Here is a 22,517-nt window from a genome sequence, read left to right on the forward strand (position 1 = left end):
ACACGCAGGAAACATTTCAACACTATTCATTAACAGAATGAACATTCACTCTTGAAATTCTTCAAATTTTTTATTGCTGAATTTATTGGAAAAAAAGCTTTTTAAGGGCTAATATTGAGATATGGTAAACTATGAAAATATGGATTCACACTTAGCTAAAACACTGTTATGTAACAGTGTGTACGCGGATAGTGGTTTCTATTATATTCATCAGTTTAGCATGGAAAATACAGCTAATTTATCCTGCCAAAGCAGGAAGACCTACTATTATTATCATCTATTATTTCACAAACGCGATCTCCGAAAAACTGCTAAAAACGGCGATTCGGATGCAAAAAAAACAAACACTTATGAAAAACAATTTTTTCAGATTAGCACAAAAAATCAGTTGTGCTTTAGGAGTATTGCTCCTTTATGCAAATCTGGTTAGCGCGCAGGAGTTAAGAGCTCCGGCTTATCCTCTGGTTACTCACAATCCTTATTTTAGTATCTGGTCTATGGGTGATAAACTCAATGAGACAAACACCAAACATTGGACAGGTACAGACCATGCACTTACCGGATTAATTAATGTGGATGGTAAGATTTATCGATTTATGGGAGGCGATGTAAAAGAATACATTTCTGTATTGCCCACCTCAGAAGATAAAGATTATACTGTACAATACATCGACCATGCTCCAAAAGATAATAATTGGGCTAAGGTAGATTACAAAACAACCGACTGGAAAGAAGGAAAAGCACCTTTTGGCGATCAGCCTAACAATGTAAATACAGTTTGGAAAACTGAAAATTTGGTAACCAGACGAGTATTTGATTTGACAGATAAAGAGAAGAAAAAGCTTTTTTTAAAACTTAGACACGACGATAATGTAGTGGTGTATTTGAATGAAGAGAAAATTTACGAAGTAGAAGGCTGGACAGATGACTTTAAATATATTCCTATAGATGAAGCTGTAATAGCCAAGTTAAAACCTACGAATAATGTGTTGGCTGTGTATGTAAAAAATACTGCCGGTGGCAGATGGCTAGATGCAGGTTTGGTGAGAGAAGCCGATCAGAAAGTAGAGGTAAATTTGGCTAAGCAAAGTTCTGTGAAATTGGAAGCGAATAGTACTTACTATACATTTACTTGTGGCCCTGTAAACTTGGATGTAACGTTTACTTCTCCATTACTTATGGATAATCTTGATTTAATGAGCAGACCAGTAACTTATATTTCTGTAAAAGCTAAATCGATAAACAAGGAGGCTCATGATGTAAAAGTTTATGTCGGAGCTTCTAGTAATATTGCAGTAAATAATCCATCGCAAAATGTTGAGGCATGGCAATACAAGGCTAACGATTTGGCTATTTTAAAGACTGGAACACAGGAACAGCCAATGTTAAAAACCAAAGGAGACAATGTAAAAATAGATTGGGGATACTTTTATGTAGCCACTCCCGACTCAAAAAATGTAAAGCAATACACCAGTTCTTTGAGTGATGCTTTGAGTTCTTTTGCGATAGAGCATACATCTGTAAAGGCAGAAAACAAAGGCAGAAACATTGTTTTAAACACAGTAGTTGATTTAGAAAAAGTAAGTAGCAAGCCAAAAGAACAATTGTTTATGTTGGCTTATGATGAGTTGTATTCAGTGCAGTATTTTGAAGATACACTGCAACCTTGGTGGAAAACAACTTCTATAAGTGAAATGGATGATTTGCTAAAAGTGGCTAAAAATGAATACAAGTCTATTATTAGCAAATGCAATGCTTTTGATGCTAAAGTTTATAAAGATTTAGAGAAAGTTGGCGGTAAAAAATATGCAGAATTATGTGTGCTTTCTTACAGACAAGCAATCTCAGCACATACACTTGTAAAGAGCCCTAAAGATGAAATTCTATTCTTGTCTAAAGAAAATTTTAGTAATGGTTCTATCAATACGGTAGATGTAACCTATCCTTCGGCACCATTATTCTTAATCTACAATCCTGATTTGTTAAAGGGAATGTTGAATGGAATCTTTGAATACTCTGAGACAGGCAAGTGGAAAAAGCCATTTCCGGCACATGATTTAGGTACTTATCCAATTGCAACTGGTCAAACCTATGGAGAAGATATGCCAGTAGAAGAAGCAGGAAATATGATTATTTTAACGGCTGCCATTGTAAAAGCAGAAGGCAAAGCAGACTATGCTAAAAAGCATTGGGAAACGCTTACCACTTGGGCTGAGTATTTAGGCGACAAAGGCTTTGATCCAGGAAACCAGTTATGTACAGACGATTTTGCTGGACATTTAGCAAGAAATGCCAACCTTTCTTTAAAAGCAATTGTAGGTATTGGTTCTTACGCTTATATGGCCGAAATGCTAGGTCAATCCGAAACAGCTAAAACCTATAAAGAGATGGCAAAATCTATGGTGTCTAAATGGGCAGATTTGGCAGAATCTGGTAATCATTATTCTCTCACTTTTGATAAGAAAGATACTTGGAGCCAAAAATATAATCTCGTTTGGGACAAAGTATTAGAACTGGGCTTGTTTCCAACTAGCATTGCCGAAAAAGAAATTGAATTCTATTTGGCTAATCAGAATAAATATGGTTTACCACTAGATAGTAGAAAAACATACACAAAATCAGATTGGGTTTTATGGTCTGCCACATTGGCTTCTGATAAAAAAGACTTTGAAGCACTAATTAAACCCATTTGGGATTATGCCAACGAAACACCAGTTCGTATTCCGATTAGCGATTGGCACGAAACTACTGACGCTCATGTACTTAACTTTAGAGCTCGCTCAGTAGTAGGAGGTTATTTTATGAAATTGTTAGATGAAAAACTCTGATAGTTAAATGCAAATTATTAGTGAGAAGGCATAGCTTTTTAGTTGTGCCTTTTTTTAATGAATTTTATCAAAAAAACTATAATAAATATCAAAAAAATACCATTAATATTATAAGCAACCAATATCGATAATAAACAACAAACAAATCATGACTAGAGAGGAACAACTCGTTTTTTGTAACCAATGTACAAACCGAAAGCTGGATTTTAAACAAGGCCTTTTATGTGGTCTTACTGGCAACAAAGCAGATTTTGAAGGTGAATGCTCCCAGTTTGTAAAAGACGAAAAAGTAAAGGAAAAGCCATTAGATAATGAACAAGCACTCACCATGGATGATGTATCTCTAAGACTTTCAGGAGATATATTGGAATCTTTAAGAGCAGAGCAAAACTTAGTAAATGGAATAATCGCAGGTATTCTAGTAGGCTTATTAGGTGCAACTGTATGGTGTTTGGTAACAGTGAGTACTGGTTTTCAGATCGGTTACATGGCTGTGGCAATCGGTGCAGGTGTAGGTTTTGGAATTAGATATTTCGGAAAAGGAATTGAGCAGATTTTTGGAATCATTGGAGCAGCAATTGCACTTTTTAGCTGTCTAGTCGGAAACTTTCTATGTATTGTAAGCTATATGGCAGATGCAGAGGGATATTCTTTCTTCGAAACCTTGTTGTATTTCGATTACTCTTACCTACCAGATGTAATGATGGAAACCTTCTCGCCGATGGATGTGGTATTTTATGGCATCGCTTTGTACGAAGGCTATAAGTTTTCTTTTAGAGCAATTACAGAGCAAGATATCGCCAATTTCAAAAACAAAGCAGCCTTAAAAAATAAAACCAATTCTATATGATTAGAAAACTACTATATTTTTTAGGACTTGTATTTATGTTAAGCTCATGTTATAAGGCTGGAATATTAACTTCTTCAGTTCATCCAAATGAGATTAAATATATTCCTTATTTTGAGCCAGTTGTATATGTAAATTATATTCGTGAGAAAAGTATAATGGAGTACGATGATTCTCTTTCAGCAATCTCATATTATAATGTTGATTCAATTTTAACAGCTAAATCTTCTAAATATAGGTTGTCTGAAAAAATAATTGCCAATAATGAACAAGAGCAGGAGAAATTAGATACTGAAATATTTAGTTTAGTTGAAAGCTTGGCAAAACGGAATACTTTATCAAATGTAGTTTTTCCACCAACTGTAAAGAAGGTTATTAAAAGATCTAATAAAAGGTTTGGACTTGCTTTAGTGGAAGTAGGATATATAAGAAGTGATTTCAATTATATTGGTAAGTCTTTTAAAGAAGCCTTATTAGCCCCGTCATATACGGGGTATTATGGTAATTATGTATACAAAGCAAGAACTAAAGTTTATGTTGTAATTTTTGATACCCTACATGATAACCTTGCTTTATATGGAGAATCTTTAGGTATGGATCTAATTGAACCAACAAATTCTAGAGCAGTAACTAAAAAAATAAATAAAATATTTAGAGTCTATTATTAATAAAACATTTCTATCATCCAAGCTGATTGTGCATTTAGCCAATCAGCTTTTTTATTTATTTTTTTGCCGAGATAAACCCTATTAAAAGTCGCTTTCACACCCCTCATCTTATAAAATAACACTGCATATTTGCATCGGGCTATAAAAAACCAACTATCTCGATACATATAACAATGCCTAAATTCATTTTTTAACATGGAAGTACAGAATAACTCAGTTGTTTCTGAAGAAGTAAATGTTCCAGAAGGTTCGATCTGGAAAAATATTAATGATGCCATAAAAGGAACCGATGCTGATTATACGAAGATAGACCTCAAAAAAGCCATTTTATTGCTAGCTGTTCCAATGATTTTGGAGTTAGTAATGGAATCTACTTTTGCAGTAGTTGATATCTATTTTGTAGGACAATTGGGTGCTTCTGCAGTGGCCACAGTTGGATTAACAGAAACCTATTTGTTTTTACTCTATTCAATCGCAATGGGTTTGTCTACTGCTGTAACTGCAATTATTGCCAGAAGAGTTGGTGAAAAGCAAAAAGAAGATGCAGGTAAATCTGCCATACAATCTATTTTTCTGGCAGTACTCATTTCTTTGCCTTTTACAATTGGAGGTATCTTTTTCTCTCAGGAACTTCTAGGTTTAATGGGAGCTGACCAATGGAGCATTGAAAATGGGTACGGCTACACCCAGTGGATGCTTGGAGCAAATTTAGTGATTGTATTGCTATTTGTGATTAATGCGGTATTTAGAGGAGCAGGAGATGCTGCTATCGCTATGCGCGTATTATGGATAGCCAATGGAATAAATATGGTTTTAGACCCACTTTTAATTTTAGGTTGGGGTCCAATTCCCTCATTAGGCATAGAAGGAGCTGCTATAGCTACAACTATTGGTAGAGCAATTGGTGTGGGAGTACAGTTTTGGTTGCTTATAAAAGGAGGTAAACACATCAAAATTACGATGGAGCAGATTTACTGGAATTCTAAAATAGTACTAAACCTAATTAAAACTTCTCTAGGCGGTATTGGGCAAATGATTGTTTCTATGACCTCGTGGATTTTTTTAATGCGCATTATGGCTGATATTGGTAGTGAGGCAGTGGCCGGTTCTACAATTGCTTTGCGTATAATGCTATTTACATTAATGCCAGCTTGGGGGCTTTCAAATGCTGCGGCTACATTAGTAGGGCAAAACCTTGGGGCAAATAATCCAGATAGAGCAGAGTCTACAGTTTGGAAGATTGGTTTTTATAATATGATATTTCTGGTAGCAGTATCTTTCGTCTACTTTTTTTATAATGAAAACCTAATGGCACTCTTCACAGATAATGAAACCGTAATTATGATCGGTGGGGAATGGCTTCAGATATTATCATATTCTTACTTTGTGTATGGTTGGTGGATGGTTTCAGTACAAGCTTTTAATGGTTCTGGAGACACAAAAACACCAACATTATTAAACATTGTTTTTTTCTGGATGATCCAGATTCCACTATCTTATTGGTTGGCAATTGAGCTCGATTGGAAGTACTCAGGCGTGTTTTGGGGCGTATTTTTCTCAGAAACGGCTGTAGGCTTATTTACACTTTGGTTGTTTAAAAAAGGTAAATGGAAAACTACTACGGTATAAATGAATTGATTCTTGTACATTATGACTTATAAACCTGAAGTGAAACTCAGGTTTTATTTTTTACACCTAAAAGTGTAGAAAAAGTGTTGAATAAAATCCACACTTTTGTGGATTTTGAACTACACAATTTCACAAATTCAAATAATAGAGATTCTTCTAGTTTAATTAGCAATTTTTTAAATCGCCTTTTTGATGATCTCAAGCCATATTTAAATAAATGTAAATATTCTGATTGGTATGTGGCACAAAAGTTTATCTATAAATGCCAAATAGAAGATAGATTTCACTACTAACATACATTAATCAATCATATTAATTGGCTAAATAATTAAATGGAATCTATTAACATACTAACATTAGAAATTACGGAGGTGGATAATACTAATTTGAATCCTCCATACAAAGCAGCGCTATTACTAGGCTTAATTGGTAGTACATTTTCTACTTTGTTTATCATATTTGGTTTAGGTAGAATTGGGGAAAATCCCTTAGTAGACTGGATGAATATAGGTGTATCCTATTTTGATCAATCAATTATTAGTGCAAATCTAGGTTGGGAAGTATTAATGGCTGGAGTATTTATGCATCAAACTGCAGATATGCTTTGGGCTTTTGCTTTTTTCGGCCTATTATGGTTTTACACTAGAAAGTTAACTCCACTACAAATATTGATTGTAAGCATTCCGTGGGCAGTACTTGCTGCAGCAGTAGAATATTATATCGTAGCAAATTGGTTACAACCGTTAGGTTCTATGCCTTTCTGGACTGCAATTCTTGTACATGTAGTATCAGGTTCAGTTTATCCTGTTTTTCCTTTAATTAGAAAATGGATGGGGCATGCAAATTTAAAATATGTAAACTTTGCTGAAGAGTGGTCTATTGTAATATGTGTTGGTATGCTTGCTTTTGGTATGCTTTGGGCAATGGGAAATTATAAATTGATTGTAAATAATCAATTTACCAATATATCTAAAAGCAGACCTGAAGTAGAGATTGTACAAGGTGTAACAGCCCAGCAATCTGTAAGTATCGATCTCTTGCGAAAAAGTATTCGCCAATGAGTTGAGCGGCTGCAACAATCAATCTTCTAGAAATTAATTATATGCCTAAATAATTGATTTACCAGAAGTTCAATTTAACTGAAAGACGACTAACACAATGAATCAAATAATACAAAAGGAATCTAAATCCTCATACATTCAAGAAACTGCGAGTAAGTTTTTAGATCGAGAAACCGCAGGTGGCTTAATACTCATTGTAGCTACCATATTGGCTTTAATAATTGGTAACTCTTCTTGGGCAGAAACTTATCATCACATTCTTGAAGAAAAATTTCTTTTTGGTTTTTCAGATTCACTTACTTTTGAACTTACCATAGAACAATGGATTAACGATGGCTTAATGGTCATCTTCTTTTTGGTAGCAGGCTTAGAGTTAAAGCGTGAGATTCTAGTTGGCGAACTTTCATCTTTTAAAAAAGCTTCTATGCCACTGCTAGCTGCTATTGGTGGTATGCTAATGCCGGCAGTAATCTATACAATTTTTAATGTAGGTTCTGAAAATGCACATGGTTGGGGGGTACCCATGGCAACAGATATTGCTTACTCATTAGGTATAATTGGTTTATTGGGCAAAAGAGTGCCTACACAAGTTAAAACATTTTTAATTGCCTTAGCCATTGCCGACGATTTGGGAGCCATTCTGGTTATCGCCTTTTTCTATAGTAGTGATATTAGCTGGTTGCATTTAGGTATTTCTGGTGGACTTTTCGTAATGCTGATGGCTATGAACAAGTTCGGTTTTAAAAGCCTTTTCTGGTATATTCCCATAGGTATTGTGCTTTGGTATTTTACTTTAAAAGGAGGTATTCACCCAACAATTGCTGGTGTATTGTTTGCGATTTCAATTCCGGTAAAGCCGAAATTAGATAGTAAAATTCTGAAAGATAGAACGGTGCAAAATGTGGAGAAACTCGAACATACAGACATAGAGCACCGAGACCCAATGCAAGATATTGAGCAGAGAGAGATTTTAGAAAACATGAAAAAAGATACCAATAAATCTCGTCCACCTCTCATCAAATTAGAAAATGCCCTTATAGAATTCAATACCTTTTTTGTAATTCCGATCTTTGCAATTGCTAATGCAGGTGTTGCGCTAGATATAAATATTATAGAAGTAATTACTGGCTCTGTTGGTTTAGGAATTATTCTAGGCTTAATTGTAGGTAAGGCTTTGGGTATTAGTTTATTCTCTTATATAGGTTATAAACTTGGCATTGCCGAATTAAACAAGTCTATCAGTTGGGGGCACATTTTAGGAATTGGTTTTATAGCAGGTATCGGATTCACCATGTCTATATTTATTACCAACTTGGCATTTTACGATGCTGAAGTAGTGAAGCTATCAAAAATTAGTATTTTAATAGCCTCACTTGTAGCAGTAGTTAATGGACTTATCACAATGCTTATTGTAAAACCCAAAGAAACGGCAACTTAACTTATTCCGATTTTAAGTAATCTATCGGCTTGTTTGAGCTAGTTTTAATGGTTTGAAAACTTACTGTAGCCACAGTAATAAGCAGTAAAATTACAGCAGGTATTACAAAGATGAGCCAGCCCAGATTTACTTTAAAAGCAAAGCTATTAAGCCATTCTTGTGCAACAAAGTAAACAACAGGCAAAGTAATTACATTGCTAAAGATGATCAGCTTTACCAAGTCTCTGGAAAAGAGCAAGATCATTCCTCTAATTTTTGCACCCAATACTTTTCGTACTGCAATTTCTTTGGTTCTTTGAGTAATCATAAAGGTAGAAAGGCCAAATAAACCTAAGGCAGCTACTATTAACGCAAGGCTAGAGAAAAAGCCGAATACTTTACCAAATTGCTGATCAGCAGTATATTGTTTGTTAAAGAAATCGTCTAAGAAAAAGTATTCAAATTTATTCCCCGGAAATTTCTCTTTGTATTCTTGCTCTATGTAACTGATCGTTTCTGGCAGATTTTGCATTTTAAGATTGATCGTAAAATACTCTCCCAAATAAACAGGCACCGGAAAATAGATTATTGGATCGTAATCGCTTCTTAAAGACCTTTGATGATAGTTGTCTAATACACCAACAATTTCTCCTTTTCTATCCGCTGGCCCTAATGTAAAATGAATAAGTTGGTTAATCGCATCTTCAGGCTTACTAAAACCTAGATCGTTTATAGCCTTTTTATTTAACATTACTGGTATTGGCTCTTTTCGATTGTCTATAGGATTAAGATTGTCATTATCATTAAAATTTCTACCTGCTAAGAGTGAGAGCCCGAAAGTTTCTATAAAATTTTTATTCGTATAAAAATGATAAATTGTTTTATCAGCATCACTTGTCTCATCGATCTTTCTCATCCCATTTAATTGAGAAATTTCTTCACCGGGGATGTTTTTAGTAGGAGCAAAGTTGTTTATTTCGGCATGTTCAAATAAAGCTGTTTGAAATGTTTCAAACCTATTTAGCATCGTTGAGTCACCCACTCTTGGAGATTGCACAATTAAAAGCTGATCTTGTGCATAACCCAAATCTTGTTTTCTCATAAACTCAACTTGTTTATAAACCAAAAGGGTTCCAGCAATGAGTGCAACAGAAATCGTAAACTGAAATCCAACTAAAAACTTTCTTAATATGATGCCTCTCTTAGATCGATAAAACTTGCCTTTTAAAACGGTAGCTTCTTTAAATGAAGAAAGTACAAAAGCAGGATAAAGGCTTGCAAAGAAAGAACCTAAAATAAATATAGCAGCTAATACACCCCAGAAAAGCGGCTCTTGAAAAAGCAATATATCTTCTAAACGAGTTCCTATATTTTTGCCTGTAAGTAGGCTAAAGTAAGGCAATGCAATTGTTACAAATACGACTGCTAGTAACACAGACAAAAGGTTTACAATAACAGATTCGAATAAAAACTGAAAAATTAATTGTTTTCTTGATGCTCCAATTACTTTTCGTAAACCAACCTCCTGTGCTCTTTCAATAGATTTAGAAGTAGACAAATTGATATAATTTATCCATGCAATTACTAAAATGAGAAGGGCAATAACACTTAAAAAGTAAACAGTTTGCCTATTAGTGCGAATCTCTTGTTCTCGTCTTAAATTATTAGAGCCAAGTTGAATATCAGTAAGAGGTTGTACATAAAAGTGATACTGCTTATCGAGTTCCTTCATAATATCACCAAGATATTGATCTACTAAACCTGGTATTTTTGCTTCTAAATCTTTTTGTGTGGCAGAAGGTTTTAACTTGATATAAGTATAAAATTCTGGCCATCGCCAATTCCATGCAGATTGCCAGTCACCTTGGCCAAAATTTCGCATAAAAGCAGAGATCAACACATTAAATTTTACATGAGAATTTTCTGGTATATTCTTAAAAACTCCAGTAACTGTAAATGACCTAAAGCCATCTATTACTAAAGTTTTGCCCACTGGATTTTTATCACCAAAAAATTTCGCTGCTGTTGCCTCAGAAATAACAATCGAACTCATATCATTGAGAGCAGTAGCCGGGTCTCCATATATAAATGGAAATGAAAACATGGTAAGAAAGGAAGGGTCTACATCATAGGCTTTCTCTTCATTAAAAACAGTTTTGTTTCCTGCCGAATCTTCATAGGTGATTCCAACAATGTTTCCAGCAAAGATAGATTGATGAACAATTCTGGCATACTCTTCTACTTCTGGAAAATCTGCTTTCATAGCTGGCCCAACTCCCGGATGGTTGGTCGCCAAATCATCCATATAAACCCGGTAAATACGATCGCTGTCTTTATGGAATTTATCGTAGCTGAGTTCAAATGCTACATATTGTAAAATAAGAAAGCAAGCGGCTAAGCCTACAGATAAACCAAATACATTTACAATTGAGAATACTTTGTTTTTTAATGTATTCCGCCAAGAGATTACGAGGTAATTTTGAAATAAGCCAGACATACCATGTAGGTTAGGGATAAAACTTTTTTTCTTAAATGAAGAGGGTCTAAAGAATAACAGCACTTCCCAGATAAATAAAAAGCGGGCTTTTTTGAGTCCTTTTTTCTTTTCTCTGTGATAGAAAACTTCAAACAGATCACCTTGTATTTCGTCTAATAAATCTGGATTGCAATACCATTCTAAAAAGCGATTAGCCCAGCCTGGCGGAGCATTTTTATCGGTATGTTTCTTATTATCATCCATTGTTTAAGCCTAGTTTAGGGATGAGTGACCAAAGTTGTAGTCGGTTTTCTTTGATATGAGAAATCACTTTATAACCATAGGGTGTGGCTTCGTAGAGTCTTTTTCTCCTGCCTCCTCGCTCAGAAGTAGATTCACCCATTTTAGATTTAACCATGCCTTTTGTTTCCAGCCTTTTTAAAACTGTATGTATCGCCGGAATTGAGATTGTGTTGCCTGTTTTTTCTTCATAAGCTTCAGATACTGAAACACCATAAGCATCGTCTAATATCATTACAATTAATAAAACACTTTCTTCTAAATTTCCCAGATTCTCCATTTTATTTGATTAATATTTGTATAACAAATATATAAAAATTACTTTTATATCATTAACATTTGTATAAAAAATAATTTTACCTGAATGTCGATTCATTTTTTATCTATAAAATGGATCAGCTCAGTACCACAAAGAAGGCTACTACCAAATAGAGGATATTAACAACAGTCCGACTTTTCTTTTGAAATAGTCATTGCACTGTATTGCTCAAACACAAAATTTATCAATCAGTAGTCTATGAAAAAGTTATGTTTACTCAGTCTTATCTTTATTGTCTTTTCTTTCTTTAAATCAGCTTATGCAGAGATTATAAATGGGTATGATGCAGAAATAATACAGGCTAGTAAAAATATTACTAATCTGGAATCTCTTAGAGAAGAAACGCTCAATAAAGCAGATCAACATTTTATAAATAAGGATATAAGATCGTTACATTTACTGGTAAAAAAACTTAGTAAAAATCAAAGAAAAACAGCTTACTTAATAAATCAATTGAAGGTGATAGACCCAAAGTTGTATTATCAAATAAACACGATAAGAGATCTAGAAGGCAATGAAACAGATGTATATATAAAGGTAGTAGATGACCTTAAGTGGAATTTTTTAGGGGCTACAAATGTGGCTCAAAGTGATAAAAATCCACATATTTACCATTCTTTGTATGGCGATACTACGGTAAATGTAATGCTTACTTTTCCATCAAAAGCAATAGCATTAAAAGTGCTAGTCCATGAGTTAGGGCATGTAAAATATCAGGTACCTAATTTAGCAAGCTATATGGTTTTTTATCGGAAATCATATTTTGGCAAAAACTATAATAGCAGAATTTATGGTCATTTAGAGTATGATCCCAGCCACCATTCTGTAAAAGAAACGCTAAAAGCTTTTAGGCAAAAACAAACTGTGGTAAAACAATATGCAAAACAGCAGCGGAAAACGGCAAATACTTTAGTAAACTACAGATAAGGCACAAAAACGACAATTTTAATATTCAAATTTCAATTTTTTATTCGAAAAAAATTTGTTTCTAATTATTTTTTATGATATTTGGAGAAACTCAGCCCGGGTGATATAAACACACATAAATTTATTTAAATACTTATTTCCTGATTGCTGAATCATACAATTAGGGTGAATTTATTGGGAATAAAGTTTTTATTTCATATATTCACAATATCCACAGTTACTGAAATTAACCAGTATTTCCACTTCAGATCAATTTTAAATTACACTACCTAACAGTTTTTAATTTATACTAAGGAATTGATCAATTTTCCTTTTATTCAAATAGCAATTCTTATATCAGCATTCATCTTTATTTAGATGCAATAATGCTGATTAACTAATACCACAATAATTATATAATCAACCAGTAATTTCGAATCTGATCGATTTTAAATTACAAGACTACTATTAAAAAATAGAAATTTTAGCAGGCATTTTTATCAAAATTCCTTGCCTGATATCGTATGGCTTATTTCTTCCTTAGCACATTTATTCGCTAAAAGGAGGGTGCTATCTCTATGTACTATCGCAAACTATCTCGAACCTTCGACCAGTAATAACAAACTATACAACTAGTGTTCATTTTAATTTTTTTTTAAGTTATGAGGCAATTTTTACTATGTTGCGCTCTCATATTCTGTTGCATGGGTATGGTAGCCGCTCAGGACAAAACTGTTACTGGGCAAGTAATATCCCAAGAAGATGAAGGTGCACTTCCGGGAGTAAATGTAATAATCAAAGGAACAAATATTGGTGCAGTAACCGATATAGATGGTAATTACCGCATTACAGTTCCTGCGAATAGTTCTACGCTGGTTTTTTCTTACATTGGTTTTCAGCAACAAGAAGTTGAAGTAGGCTCCAGGTCACAGATTAATGTAACAATGAAAGTCGATGATGAAGTTTTACAAGAAGTGGTTGTAAACGCATTAGGCTTCGAAATCGACAAAAGTAAAGCAGGTAGTTCATTTTCTCAAGTAGATGGGAACAAACTTGTAAATTCCGGAGAACCCAACTTGCTCAATAGTATGTCGGGAAAAGCATCGGGAATTAACATCGTACAAAACAGTGGTGACCCCGGAGCAGGTTCTAGAATTGTAATTAGAGGAGCAACATCTATTACCGGAAATATCCAACCATTAATCGTAATAGATGGTATTCCGATAAATAACGAAACCCACTTTGGTGAAGGTTGGGGTGGTGCAAACTCTAACTCTGGTTCTGTTGGTAGTGGTGGTGGAGTTACCCAACAATCGAGACTCAACGATATTAACCCAAGCGATATAGAATCGATGGAGATATTAAAAGGTGCTTCTGCAGCAGCTTTATGGGGTGCAAGAGCGGCCAATGGTGTAATCGTAATTACTACTAAAAAAGGGAAATCATTTACAGGAAAACCATTCTCTATTCAGTTAAATTCTTCCGTTTCTTTTGACAGAATCAACAAAAAAATTCCTTTAAATCAAACTTATGGACAAGGTTATAACATGATGTTCAACGAGTCTTCTGGTACTTTCCAACGCTTTTCTTGGGGCGATAAAATTTCAGATAGACCGGGTGGTGCAGATGAATATATTACTGACGAAAATGATGAAGATTATATTGGTTATTTTGAATCTCAAGATGGTAATTTAATTTATCGTATTCCAGACGGAACAGCAACTGATCTAAATGGAGGTAAAAACTCAAGATATACTGGAGACCCTCAAGATTATTTATTCAAAACCGGTTTAACTTTTAATAATTCCATCTCACTAAGCTCTGGTAATGACAAAGGCAATGTATATGTAAGTTTATCTAATATCAATCAGGATGGTATCATCAAAGAAAACAGTACTTACGAAAGAACAACTGCCCGATTAAATGCAACCAGATACATTGGTGAAAAAGTAACTGTAACTGCTAGTGCTGCTTACTCAAATACCATGTCAGACAGGATACAAATGGGTTCTAACCTGAGTGGTTTGTTTTTAGGTGGTTTAAGAACACCATCAGATTTTGATCCGAGCGATTACTATGGTACTTATTATGATGCTGAAGGGAATACATTTACTAATGTGCAAAGACATTTTAGAAATCCTTGGGGCTCTAAATTTACTACAGGAGCTAATGGAGAATTGTATTCTTCTGCCATTTATGATAATCCTCTTTGGATGATGAACAACATCACCAGTACAGCAGAAGTAGATAGATTTATAGGAAAACTGGAATTAGGAGTAAATCCTTTTGAATGGCTAAACCTAACTGCCAGATGGGGAATAGATTCATATACTGATGGTCGTAAAGATTATTTCCCTGCTATTTCTGCGGGTGAAAACTCAGGAGGTCGCTATACCAAAGAAACCATACAAGAGCGCCAAATGAACTTCGATTTAATTGCCAACATGCAACACCGTTTCTCAGATAATTTCGAAATAAACGGTTTGGTTGGTACTTCGCTAAACCAACGTGTTTTTGATGATCATGGACTAACCATACTTGCATTTACCAATCCAAATTCGCCACCAGTTTTAAATAATGCTCCTGCGGGAAATTATCAAGGATTAAGCAGCTTTGAAGAAATCCGCTCACAAAGTGTTTACGGTTCTGCCACAGTAGGATTATTAAATCAAGTATATATAACAGGTAGTTTAAGAGCAGATGCTTTCTCTACTTTGCCAGAAGATGATAATCTATTCTTATTTGGTGCAGTAGATGTTGCATGGCAGTTTCATAACCTAATTCCACAAAATAACATTCTTACTTTTGGTAAGGCCAGAGTGAGTTATGGCGAAGTAGGTAGATCACCGTCACCATACATTACCTCTACCGATATTATTATTCCTGACCCGAACTTTAGAGGTTATGGAGAAGGTTGGGGACCTGCAATAGATCCAGCTTCTTATGGTGGTGGAATTGCCAGAAGTAATGTTGCTGGTAACCCGAATATAGAGCCGGAAATTAAGAAAGAAATGGAAGTTGGTTTAGACTTAAAGTTTTTCAACGACAAATTAAGTTTAACAGCGAATGCTTATAGTAATAAGGTTGAAAATGCGATTATTCAGGTTGATCAGCCACCGGCCACTGGTTTTGTTTCTCAAATTGCAAACGCAGCCACTATTGAGAATAAAGGAATTGAACTAGAAGCTTCATTGGATTTATTAAATAGAGATGGTTTTAACTGGACAGCTTATGCCAACTGGACAAAAAACCGTAATGAGGTTACAGATATGTCTGGTGTAGAAAGTATCTCTTTAGGTGGATTTAGCGGTACAAGTTCTAGAGCTGTACTAAATGAGCAATTGGGTGTAATTTGGGGTGTGGCATTTGAAAGAGACGAAGCTGGAAATTATGTTTTAGATGAGCAAGGTTTCCCAACACAAGCAAATACACCAAAAGTAATTGGCGATCCTAATCCAGATTGGAGAGGTGGTATTGGTAGTAGATTTTCATTTAAGAACTTCTCTTTAAACATACTATTTGAAACTAGCCAAGGAGCCGAAATGTGGAATGGTACACTAGGTGCATTAACATGGTTTGGTACTGCAGGCTTCACTACAAATACTGTAACACTTACAGCAGATCAGGCAAATGCTTTACAAGTTTACAAAGAAGGTTTATTGGTTGATCCAGATAATCCAACTGTGTCTGCATATTACCCACATGCACAAAACGATGATGGTACTTATACTGTAAGAGGTGAGGTGAAAGATTTTGGCGGTGGCGAAGTATTCGTTGATGAAAACTGGTATGTATGGGGCTTAGGTTCTTCATTTACAGGACCAGATGAAAGTAGTATTGAAGATGCTTCGTGGACTCGTTTACGTGAGCTTACGCTTTCATATACTTTTAACTCTCAAGCATTTAGAGACAAAACTAAACTCCAAAACCTAACACTTTCATTTACAGGTAGAAACCTAGCACTTTGGACAGATTATTCTGGTGTTGATCCAGACACAAACCTAACTGGTGGTGGTAGAAACGCAATAGGTCTAGATTACTTTAACAATCCGGCAACACGCTCATTCATCTTTAAACTTTCAGCTACTTATTAATCAGAATTGTTATGCGAAAATTTAAATATATTTTATCCTTACTTTTGGTCGCTACCATGGGAACATCTTGTTCTAATTATGTAGATGGACTCCTAGACGACCCTAATAATGCATCTGATGGCCCACTAAACGGCTTTGTAAGAACTGCACTTTCTGTTTCTATTATCGCACACGAAGGTGAAGATACCCGACTTGGTTGCATTTGGGCTCAGCAATTTACAGGTTCTGCATTGCAGTACAGTGGTTACAATATTTATAACATTACAGCGCAAGATTTCGACTGGGATAATAAATATTATGGAACTATTCAAAACGCAGAATTAGCCATAGAAAAAGCTGAAGAAGTTGACAACAGATTGGTAATTGGTATAATGCAAATTGTAAAAGCACATACTTTTGCACTGTTAGCAGCTGGCTATGGTGATATCCCATTTGCAGAGGCAAACAAGTTTATGGAGTTCCCTGATCCACTTTACGACGATCAAATGTCTGTGTATACAGGTGTTTTATCTTTAATTGATGAAGCTATTGTAAACTTGGAAAGTAATATCGGTACAACTGCCGGCGATTTTGTATATGAAGGTGATGCTGCCAAATGGATACAAGTAGCAAACACTTTAAAAGCCAGATTGTATTTACATACTGGAGATTATACGAGTGCAATTACAGCAGCAGAATCTGGAATTTTAGATGCAGCAGATAGTTATAATGCTTTGCATATTGGTGGTTCTTATAATGGTGACGTAAATGTTTGGTATTCTTTCCAAGTACTTGATAGACCGGGTGATATGACGGCCAATAACGCCTATTTACCTCAATTGCTAGATACAAGAAAAACGATTTACAGAGGAAATGATAAGACTGATGAAAGTGCCAGATTCCAGTATATGTTTGGCGATTTACCAGATGATGGAAGTACATATGATTTGAATATTGATGATGGTATGTTTACATCAACTTCCTCATACCCTTTAATTACTTATGAAGAAAATCTATTAATACTAGCTGAGACAAAATTGAGAAACTCTGATACCGATGGTGCTTTGGAAGAGCTAAATGAATTGAGAAGCTATTTGGCAACCAAATTCGGAGCTACTTACGACGATTATGTAATGGCAGATTTTGAAACTGGTGGCATTGAACATATTGATGGCAGTACAGCAGAAAACGCTTTACTTATGGAGATAATTGAAGAGCGTTATGTGACATTAGCTGCACAAATGGAAGTATTTAACGATTTGAGAAGAACTGATAATATGTTAGGTTTATCTCCAACTTCTGGCTCACAATTTCCTAAGCGATTTTTGTATCCACAAGATGAGCTAAATACGAATGATAATGCGCCCGATCCTATTCCAGGATTATTTGAAACTACAGACTTGTTTCAATAACTTCTCTCATTAAATAAAATTTAGAGGAGTCCTTTTTAGGGTTCCTCTTTTTTTTATATAATTGATATAAAATTGTTATTTTTAATTTGTTTCCCCTTTTAAACAAAATTTACCCAAGTAAAATAAATGCTTGCAGCCTTATTCAGAATTAGAAAGTATAAAATTGCTGTGTTTCCAAATCATTATCAGCTATATGTAAAATTGGTTCGCTTTGGAAAATTCCAACCTCTAGATGGCACTAAAGTAACTTTCGATCCAAACGATTTAGATAGCCAACTAGAAGCCATGCAAAATATCGAATTAATGAAGCGACAATTGATTTTGAGGCATAAACCTGAGTTTATCTAGAAAATTTCACTAGATTAAGCAATCTATTTTAATGATTTACTAAAGCCAATTCCATCAATTATGGAAAATGCAGCTATTAAATTTATCTCTCAATTTATTACGCTTAGCAAAGAGGATGAAGAAATTCTTCTCAAATTGAACTTGGTAAAAGAATTTAAAAAAGGTACCAATCTTTTAAAAGAAGGCGAATTGGCTAAAAACTGTTATCTGGTTTTAAAGGGTTGTATCAGGTCTTATTATTTAGTAGATGGAGAAGAAAAAATAACAGAATTTTACACTGAACATCAACCAGTTACACCAGTAAGTTACACTACTAAAAAGCCCTCTGAATACTATTTAGAAACTTTAGAAGATTGCATTCTTTCACTCGGCACACCAGCATCCACAAAAGAACTTATTAAGCAATTTCCAAGAATTGAAACAGTAAGCCTCTTCATTAGCAATCAGTTGTTAGTGAATAGTCAAGTATCTTTTGATAATTACAGAAATCTTTCTCCCGAACAACGCTATTTTAAGCTACTCGAAACAAGACAAGATTTATGTAACAGAGTGCCGCAATATATGCTGGCGAGTTATCTGGGCATTCAACCTCAATCTTTAAGTAGAATCCGCAGGAGAATTAAAGAAAATAAAGTGTAAAATTTTTTCCTTTATTAACTAAGGTTAATTGAATTGCTCATTAGTTATCACTCCTTTGCTGCAAACATCTATGCAATTATGAAAGCAGTTATTTGCACTAAATATGGAGCTCCAGAAGTATTACAAATTAGAGAAGTACCCAAACCAATTCCAAGACCCAATGAGATTTTAATTAAGATAAAATCGACCACAGTTACGGTGGCAGATTTTCGGGTGAGAAGTTTTACCATACCACTAATTTTCTGGTTGCCAGCCAGATTAATGTTAGGTATTAGCAAACCTAGAAAACCAATTTTAGGTGTAGAACTTTCAGGAGTGATAGAAGCATTAGGGGATCAAGTAAAAAACTTTCAGCAGGGAGATGAAGTATTTGCAGCCACATTGAACGAGTTTGGTGCTTATGCAGAATATATCTGTTTGGCAGAAACTAAAACTATTGCGCTTAAACCGGCTCAATTATCTTTTAATGAAGCAGCAGCCATTCCAATTGGAGCCAGAACAGCTTTGCATTATTTGAAAAAAGCAAACTTGAAACCAGGTGAAAAAACCTTGATATATGGTGCCTCTGGCAGTGTGGGTTCATATGCTGTGCAATTAGCAAAATATTTTGGTGCTGAAGTTACAGGCGTTTGCAGTAATAAAAATAAAGGCTTAATAAAATCACTCGGTGCAGATAAAGTGATTGCTTATGATCAAGCTACATTCTTAAACCAATTAGAAATGTATGATGTGATTTTTATCGCTGTAGATAAATGGGCTTTTAAAGAATGTAGCAAATTTTTAAAGAAAGGGGGAACCTATATTAACATTACACAACCTATTAAAAGTCCGAAAATGATTTGGGCATCATTCACTAAAAACTTTAAATTTTTGATGGGAGAAAATGTGGATGAGTCAGCAGAAAGTTTGACTTGGTTGGCTAACCTTGCTGTGCAGAGAAAGCTCAATCCAGTAATAGACAAAGTATATAAATTGGATGAAATTAGAGAAGCTCATGGCTATGTTGAAAGCGGGCATAAAAAAGGAAATATAGTGATAGAAGTTGGTTGAAAATTCTGCTTTGATTATGAGTTAATTTGATTGTGAACAAAGTATGAATTTTCAATAAAACAATTTAAAAAATGTTAAAACATTTAAAATTATAACTTATTGATTATCAGTAAATAAATACATATAACAATGTAATTATATGTTTAAACAGTAATTAGTGTTGTAATTTTATTGTTGCATAGGAAACAAAGTCAGTTTTATTGGAGTTTATTATACATAAAATATTTAAACCTAAACAATAAACATACGATGAAAGACAAAGTTGTAGTGATCACAGGAGCAGCAATGGGATTAGGATTTGCTGTAGCGAAAGAATTGGCATCAAGGGGATCAAAATTGGTTCTTGTTGATTATAATGAGGAAAAGTTGAATGAGGCAAATGATGCAATTTTGAAAGATTTTCCAGAAACAAAAACTTTACTGGTAACTGCTGATGTATCTAGCGAAGAAGCTGTAAAATCTTATGTAGATAAAACGGTAAAGGAATTTGGCAAAATTGATGGATTTTACAACAATGCTGGTATCGAAGGAAAACAAGCTTCTTTAACCGAATACGACATAAATATATTTAAAAAGGTAATAGATATTAACTTAAATGGTGTTTATTACGGCTTGCGTTACATCATTCCTGTAATGCAAAAGCAAAATTTTGGACGAATTGTAAACGTAGCTTCTGTTGGAGGTATAAGAGGTGTATTAAACCAAACTCCATATGTAGCTAGTAAGCACGCTGTATCGGGTATGACGAAACAAGCTGCCTTAGAATACGGCAAAGATGGAATTTTAACCAATGCCATTGCACCAGGAGCGATTCTTACACCGATGGTAGCAGAAGCTTTTAAACAGGTGAACCCAGAGAATCCTGCAAAAGCAGAAGAAAATTATGCATCTAGAAATCCAACTCGCAGATTAGGTAAGCCAGAAGAGGTTGCTAAGCTTGTAACATTTTTATTAAGTGAAGAAAATGGTTATGTGAGTGGACAAACCATAGCCATTGATGGTGGCGAATCTAATATGTATGGAAATGCATAAATTTGGTGTTCTATTGCGATATAGGCCTTAATCTTTTTTTAGATTAAGGCTTTTTTTATTTTGTACTTTTTTAATATATTGAAAAAGATAAATATGAACTAACACGTGTTTAATAGTATGACAATCAGTAAATTGGGCAATGAAGATAAACATATTAGACCACAATAATATAGACCAAATTATAAAGATTGCCAATTGGTATTACGAGGAGTGGCAAACACCAGTAAACAAAACAGTCAATCGACTAATGCAACAAGCAGATAGTGATACCCTAGTGCAATTAACCATTACCATTGACGACGAACTCGTTGGTACAGGGGGCATACGAAATAAAGTAAATATCCTCAACAGGTATGAAAGCCTCACAAAGTACAAACCCTGGATATCTCTTTTTTATATAGCTAAAGAATACAGAAACCAAGGCTTAGGTACTATCTTATTAGATAAGTTAGAGCAATATGCTAAAGAAATAAAACTGACTGATCTTTATCTTTATACCTTTACTGCTGAGTCTATGTATAAGCGCTGTGGCTGGAAGGTGATACAAAGAGTTATCTACAAAAATCACGATACAGCGATTATGCAGAAACTCTTATAACATATCTAAACTTTGTTACTCGACTTCTCTTACACATAAGCATCTCATTTTATCATTGGCAGAGGCAGATCTTTGTACGATTAAATATGGTCTATCTTGAGTGGTATAGTAAGATTTTAGGTATACTCCATAATAAGGATCACCAGTATATATGGCTTCTGTGGAGCTCCAAAATTCAAATCTATTTTCGTCTATATCTACTAAATTTAGCCTACTCACTACAGAGTCTATTTCTACAATAGCAGGTAAATACCAATCATCGTAGCCATAAGCATTCAGGTTTGCACAAAATTCAGATACTTGCCTAAAAGATTCCCTCATCCTCGAATCTGCAACAGCATAACCGGCTATAATTTTTTGTGTGTTTGAGTATCCATCAATAAAGTCAAAAGCTTCAAATTGTGGAGCAATATAGAATGTAGCAACAGATTCAGGTATAAAAGCTTGAGGATATACCATTAGCTGTTTTTGCGGAAACTTTAAGGTTTCTAAACTGCTTGCTGTACTAAATTCGAAAACATCGCTTTCAGTAATTATCTTTTCTAATTCTTTAATTCTAATTTGCCAATAGAATTTTGTATCAAGATCAAGTGCTTTACTTTCAGTGTGAGTTTTATAAAAAATATTGGTATCTAATTCTACAAGTTCATCAGGATTTGTACCAATCAATAATACATATTGGGCATAATTATTACTTTCTAATTCAAGCTCATTTTTGATAACCTTCCATCTAAATTTGAAACCTAACTCAACATTTTCTGCATTTATCGGAGGGTAAACAGGAATAACTTCAATATTATTTGGTTCGGGATCATCTTCTTCGCAGCCCAATAAAATAAAGCTTATGAATATAATTTTGACGAATAAAAAGATTTTATTGCTGGTTAAATTAATTTGTGTCATTGCGCTAGGGT

The 22,517-nt window shown here is 34.5% G+C and carries 17 protein-coding genes; 14 read left to right on the forward strand and 3 right to left on the reverse strand.

Annotated features, from left to right (window positions below):
- Positions 1–350: 350 nt before the first annotated feature.
- From OQ292_RS28060 to nhaA, 6 genes are all read left to right on the forward strand, one after another.
- Positions 351–2,828: a glutaminase family protein gene (locus tag OQ292_RS28060; RefSeq protein WP_284687407.1), complete on the forward strand. Its 2,478-nt coding sequence runs from the start codon at positions 351–353 to the stop codon at positions 2,826–2,828.
- Positions 2,829–2,976: 148 nt separating this feature from the next.
- A complete protein-coding gene (locus tag OQ292_RS28065) occupies positions 2,977–3,678 on the forward strand; it encodes a hypothetical protein (RefSeq protein ID WP_284687408.1) in 702 nt (233 codons plus the stop codon).
- Positions 3,675–4,343 carry a hypothetical protein gene (locus OQ292_RS28070; protein WP_284687409.1) on the forward strand — a complete coding sequence of 223 codons (669 nt, stop codon included), beginning with the start codon at positions 3,675–3,677 and terminating at the stop codon, positions 4,341–4,343. Before OQ292_RS28065 ends, OQ292_RS28070 begins: the two co-directional genes overlap by 4 nt.
- 195 nt (positions 4,344–4,538) lie before the next feature.
- Positions 4,539–5,972 carry an MATE family efflux transporter gene (locus tag OQ292_RS28075; RefSeq protein WP_284687410.1) on the forward strand — a complete coding sequence of 478 codons (1,434 nt, stop codon included), beginning with the start codon at positions 4,539–4,541 and terminating at the stop codon, positions 5,970–5,972.
- A gap of 332 nt (positions 5,973–6,304) precedes the next feature.
- Positions 6,305–7,033: a hypothetical protein gene (locus OQ292_RS28080; RefSeq protein WP_284687411.1), complete on the forward strand. Its 729-nt coding sequence runs from the start codon at positions 6,305–6,307 to the stop codon at positions 7,031–7,033.
- A 97-nt stretch (positions 7,034–7,130) separates the two neighbouring features.
- The gene (gene nhaA / locus OQ292_RS28085) at positions 7,131–8,471 is read left to right on the forward strand and encodes a Na+/H+ antiporter NhaA (protein ID WP_284687412.1); all 1,341 of its coding nucleotides are present in this window, start codon (positions 7,131–7,133) and stop codon (positions 8,469–8,471) included.
- A gap of 1 nt (position 8,472) precedes the next feature.
- On the opposite strand, the gene OQ292_RS28090 is transcribed toward nhaA, so the two are convergent.
- Both OQ292_RS28090 and OQ292_RS28095 read right to left on the reverse strand, forming a co-directional pair.
- Entirely contained in the window at positions 8,473–11,190 is a 2,718-nt protein-coding gene (locus OQ292_RS28090; RefSeq protein ID WP_284687413.1) for an ABC transporter permease, read from the reverse strand.
- Complete coding sequence (locus OQ292_RS28095; RefSeq protein WP_284687414.1) at positions 11,183–11,506, reverse strand: PadR family transcriptional regulator; 324 nt, start codon at positions 11,504–11,506, stop codon at positions 11,183–11,185. Before OQ292_RS28095 ends, OQ292_RS28090 begins: the two co-directional genes overlap by 8 nt.
- Positions 11,507–11,743: 237 nt before the next feature.
- Between OQ292_RS28095 and OQ292_RS28100 the strand changes: the two genes are divergently transcribed.
- The 8 genes from OQ292_RS28100 (at position 11,744) to OQ292_RS28135 (ending at position 21,603) form a co-directional block, all read left to right on the forward strand.
- Positions 11,744–12,472, forward strand: a complete 729-nt coding sequence (locus OQ292_RS28100) for a hypothetical protein (RefSeq protein ID WP_284687415.1) — start codon at positions 11,744–11,746, stop codon at positions 12,470–12,472.
- Between the two features lie 683 nt (positions 12,473–13,155).
- Positions 13,156–16,545 carry a SusC/RagA family TonB-linked outer membrane protein gene (locus OQ292_RS28105; protein ID WP_284687416.1) on the forward strand — a complete coding sequence of 1,130 codons (3,390 nt, stop codon included), beginning with the start codon at positions 13,156–13,158 and terminating at the stop codon, positions 16,543–16,545.
- An 11-nt stretch (positions 16,546–16,556) separates the two neighbouring features.
- Positions 16,557–17,936 carry a SusD/RagB family nutrient-binding outer membrane lipoprotein gene (locus OQ292_RS28110; protein ID WP_284687417.1) on the forward strand — a complete coding sequence of 460 codons (1,380 nt, stop codon included), beginning with the start codon at positions 16,557–16,559 and terminating at the stop codon, positions 17,934–17,936.
- A gap of 126 nt (positions 17,937–18,062) precedes the next feature.
- Positions 18,063–18,284: a hypothetical protein gene (locus OQ292_RS28115; protein ID WP_284687418.1), complete on the forward strand. Its 222-nt coding sequence runs from the start codon at positions 18,063–18,065 to the stop codon at positions 18,282–18,284.
- Positions 18,285–18,344: 60 nt separating this feature from the next.
- A complete protein-coding gene (locus OQ292_RS28120; protein WP_284687419.1) occupies positions 18,345–18,923 on the forward strand; it encodes a Crp/Fnr family transcriptional regulator in 579 nt (192 codons plus the stop codon).
- Positions 18,924–19,001: 78 nt separating this feature from the next.
- The gene (locus tag OQ292_RS28125) at positions 19,002–19,973 is read left to right on the forward strand and encodes an NAD(P)-dependent alcohol dehydrogenase (protein WP_284687420.1); all 972 of its coding nucleotides are present in this window, start codon (positions 19,002–19,004) and stop codon (positions 19,971–19,973) included.
- Positions 19,974–20,222: 249 nt separating this feature from the next.
- On the forward strand, positions 20,223–21,005 hold the full coding sequence (locus tag OQ292_RS28130) for a glucose 1-dehydrogenase (RefSeq protein WP_284687421.1): 783 nt from the start codon (positions 20,223–20,225) through the stop codon (positions 21,003–21,005).
- Between the two features lie 139 nt (positions 21,006–21,144).
- Entirely contained in the window at positions 21,145–21,603 is a 459-nt protein-coding gene (locus tag OQ292_RS28135) for a GNAT family N-acetyltransferase (protein WP_284687422.1), read from the forward strand.
- Between the two features lie 15 nt (positions 21,604–21,618).
- On the opposite strand, the gene OQ292_RS28140 is transcribed toward OQ292_RS28135, so the two are convergent.
- Complete coding sequence (locus OQ292_RS28140; protein WP_284687423.1) at positions 21,619–22,506, reverse strand: Lcl C-terminal domain-containing protein; 888 nt, start codon at positions 22,504–22,506, stop codon at positions 21,619–21,621.
- Positions 22,507–22,517: the final 11 nt, after the last annotated feature.

This window comes from Chondrinema litorale (genome assembly GCF_026250525.1).
GTDB lineage: Bacteria > Bacteroidota > Bacteroidia > Cytophagales > Flammeovirgaceae > Chondrinema > Chondrinema litorale.

What these genes read in the sequence shown, in the direction of transcription:
- OQ292_RS28100 (WP_284687415.1), top strand. Translation starts at nt 11,744, where the DNA reads ATGAAAAAGTTATGTTTACTCAGTCTTATCTTTATTGTCTTTTCTTTC.
- OQ292_RS28080 (WP_284687411.1), top strand. Translation starts at nt 6,305, where the DNA reads ATGGAATCTATTAACATACTAACATTAGAAATTACGGAGGTGGATAAT.
- OQ292_RS28120 (WP_284687419.1), top strand. Translation starts at nt 18,345, where the DNA reads ATGGAAAATGCAGCTATTAAATTTATCTCTCAATTTATTACGCTTAGC.
- OQ292_RS28090 (WP_284687413.1), bottom strand. Translation starts at nt 11,190, where the DNA reads ATGGATGATAATAAGAAACATACCGATAAAAATGCTCCGCCAGGCTGG.
- OQ292_RS28060 (WP_284687407.1), top strand. Translation starts at nt 351, where the DNA reads ATGAAAAACAATTTTTTCAGATTAGCACAAAAAATCAGTTGTGCTTTA.
- OQ292_RS28115 (WP_284687418.1), top strand. Translation starts at nt 18,063, where the DNA reads ATGCTTGCAGCCTTATTCAGAATTAGAAAGTATAAAATTGCTGTGTTT.
- OQ292_RS28110 (WP_284687417.1), top strand. Translation starts at nt 16,557, where the DNA reads ATGCGAAAATTTAAATATATTTTATCCTTACTTTTGGTCGCTACCATG.
- OQ292_RS28140 (WP_284687423.1), bottom strand. Translation starts at nt 22,506, where the DNA reads ATGACACAAATTAATTTAACCAGCAATAAAATCTTTTTATTCGTCAAA.
- OQ292_RS28130 (WP_284687421.1), top strand. Translation starts at nt 20,223, where the DNA reads ATGAAAGACAAAGTTGTAGTGATCACAGGAGCAGCAATGGGATTAGGA.
- OQ292_RS28135 (WP_284687422.1), top strand. Translation starts at nt 21,145, where the DNA reads ATGAAGATAAACATATTAGACCACAATAATATAGACCAAATTATAAAG.
- OQ292_RS28095 (WP_284687414.1), bottom strand. Translation starts at nt 11,506, where the DNA reads ATGGAGAATCTGGGAAATTTAGAAGAAAGTGTTTTATTAATTGTAATG.
- OQ292_RS28075 (WP_284687410.1), top strand. Translation starts at nt 4,539, where the DNA reads ATGGAAGTACAGAATAACTCAGTTGTTTCTGAAGAAGTAAATGTTCCA.
- nhaA (WP_284687412.1), top strand. Translation starts at nt 7,131, where the DNA reads ATGAATCAAATAATACAAAAGGAATCTAAATCCTCATACATTCAAGAA.
- OQ292_RS28125 (WP_284687420.1), top strand. Translation starts at nt 19,002, where the DNA reads ATGAAAGCAGTTATTTGCACTAAATATGGAGCTCCAGAAGTATTACAA.
- OQ292_RS28065 (WP_284687408.1), top strand. Translation starts at nt 2,977, where the DNA reads ATGACTAGAGAGGAACAACTCGTTTTTTGTAACCAATGTACAAACCGA.
- OQ292_RS28105 (WP_284687416.1), top strand. Translation starts at nt 13,156, where the DNA reads ATGGGTATGGTAGCCGCTCAGGACAAAACTGTTACTGGGCAAGTAATA.
- OQ292_RS28070 (WP_284687409.1), top strand. Translation starts at nt 3,675, where the DNA reads ATGATTAGAAAACTACTATATTTTTTAGGACTTGTATTTATGTTAAGC.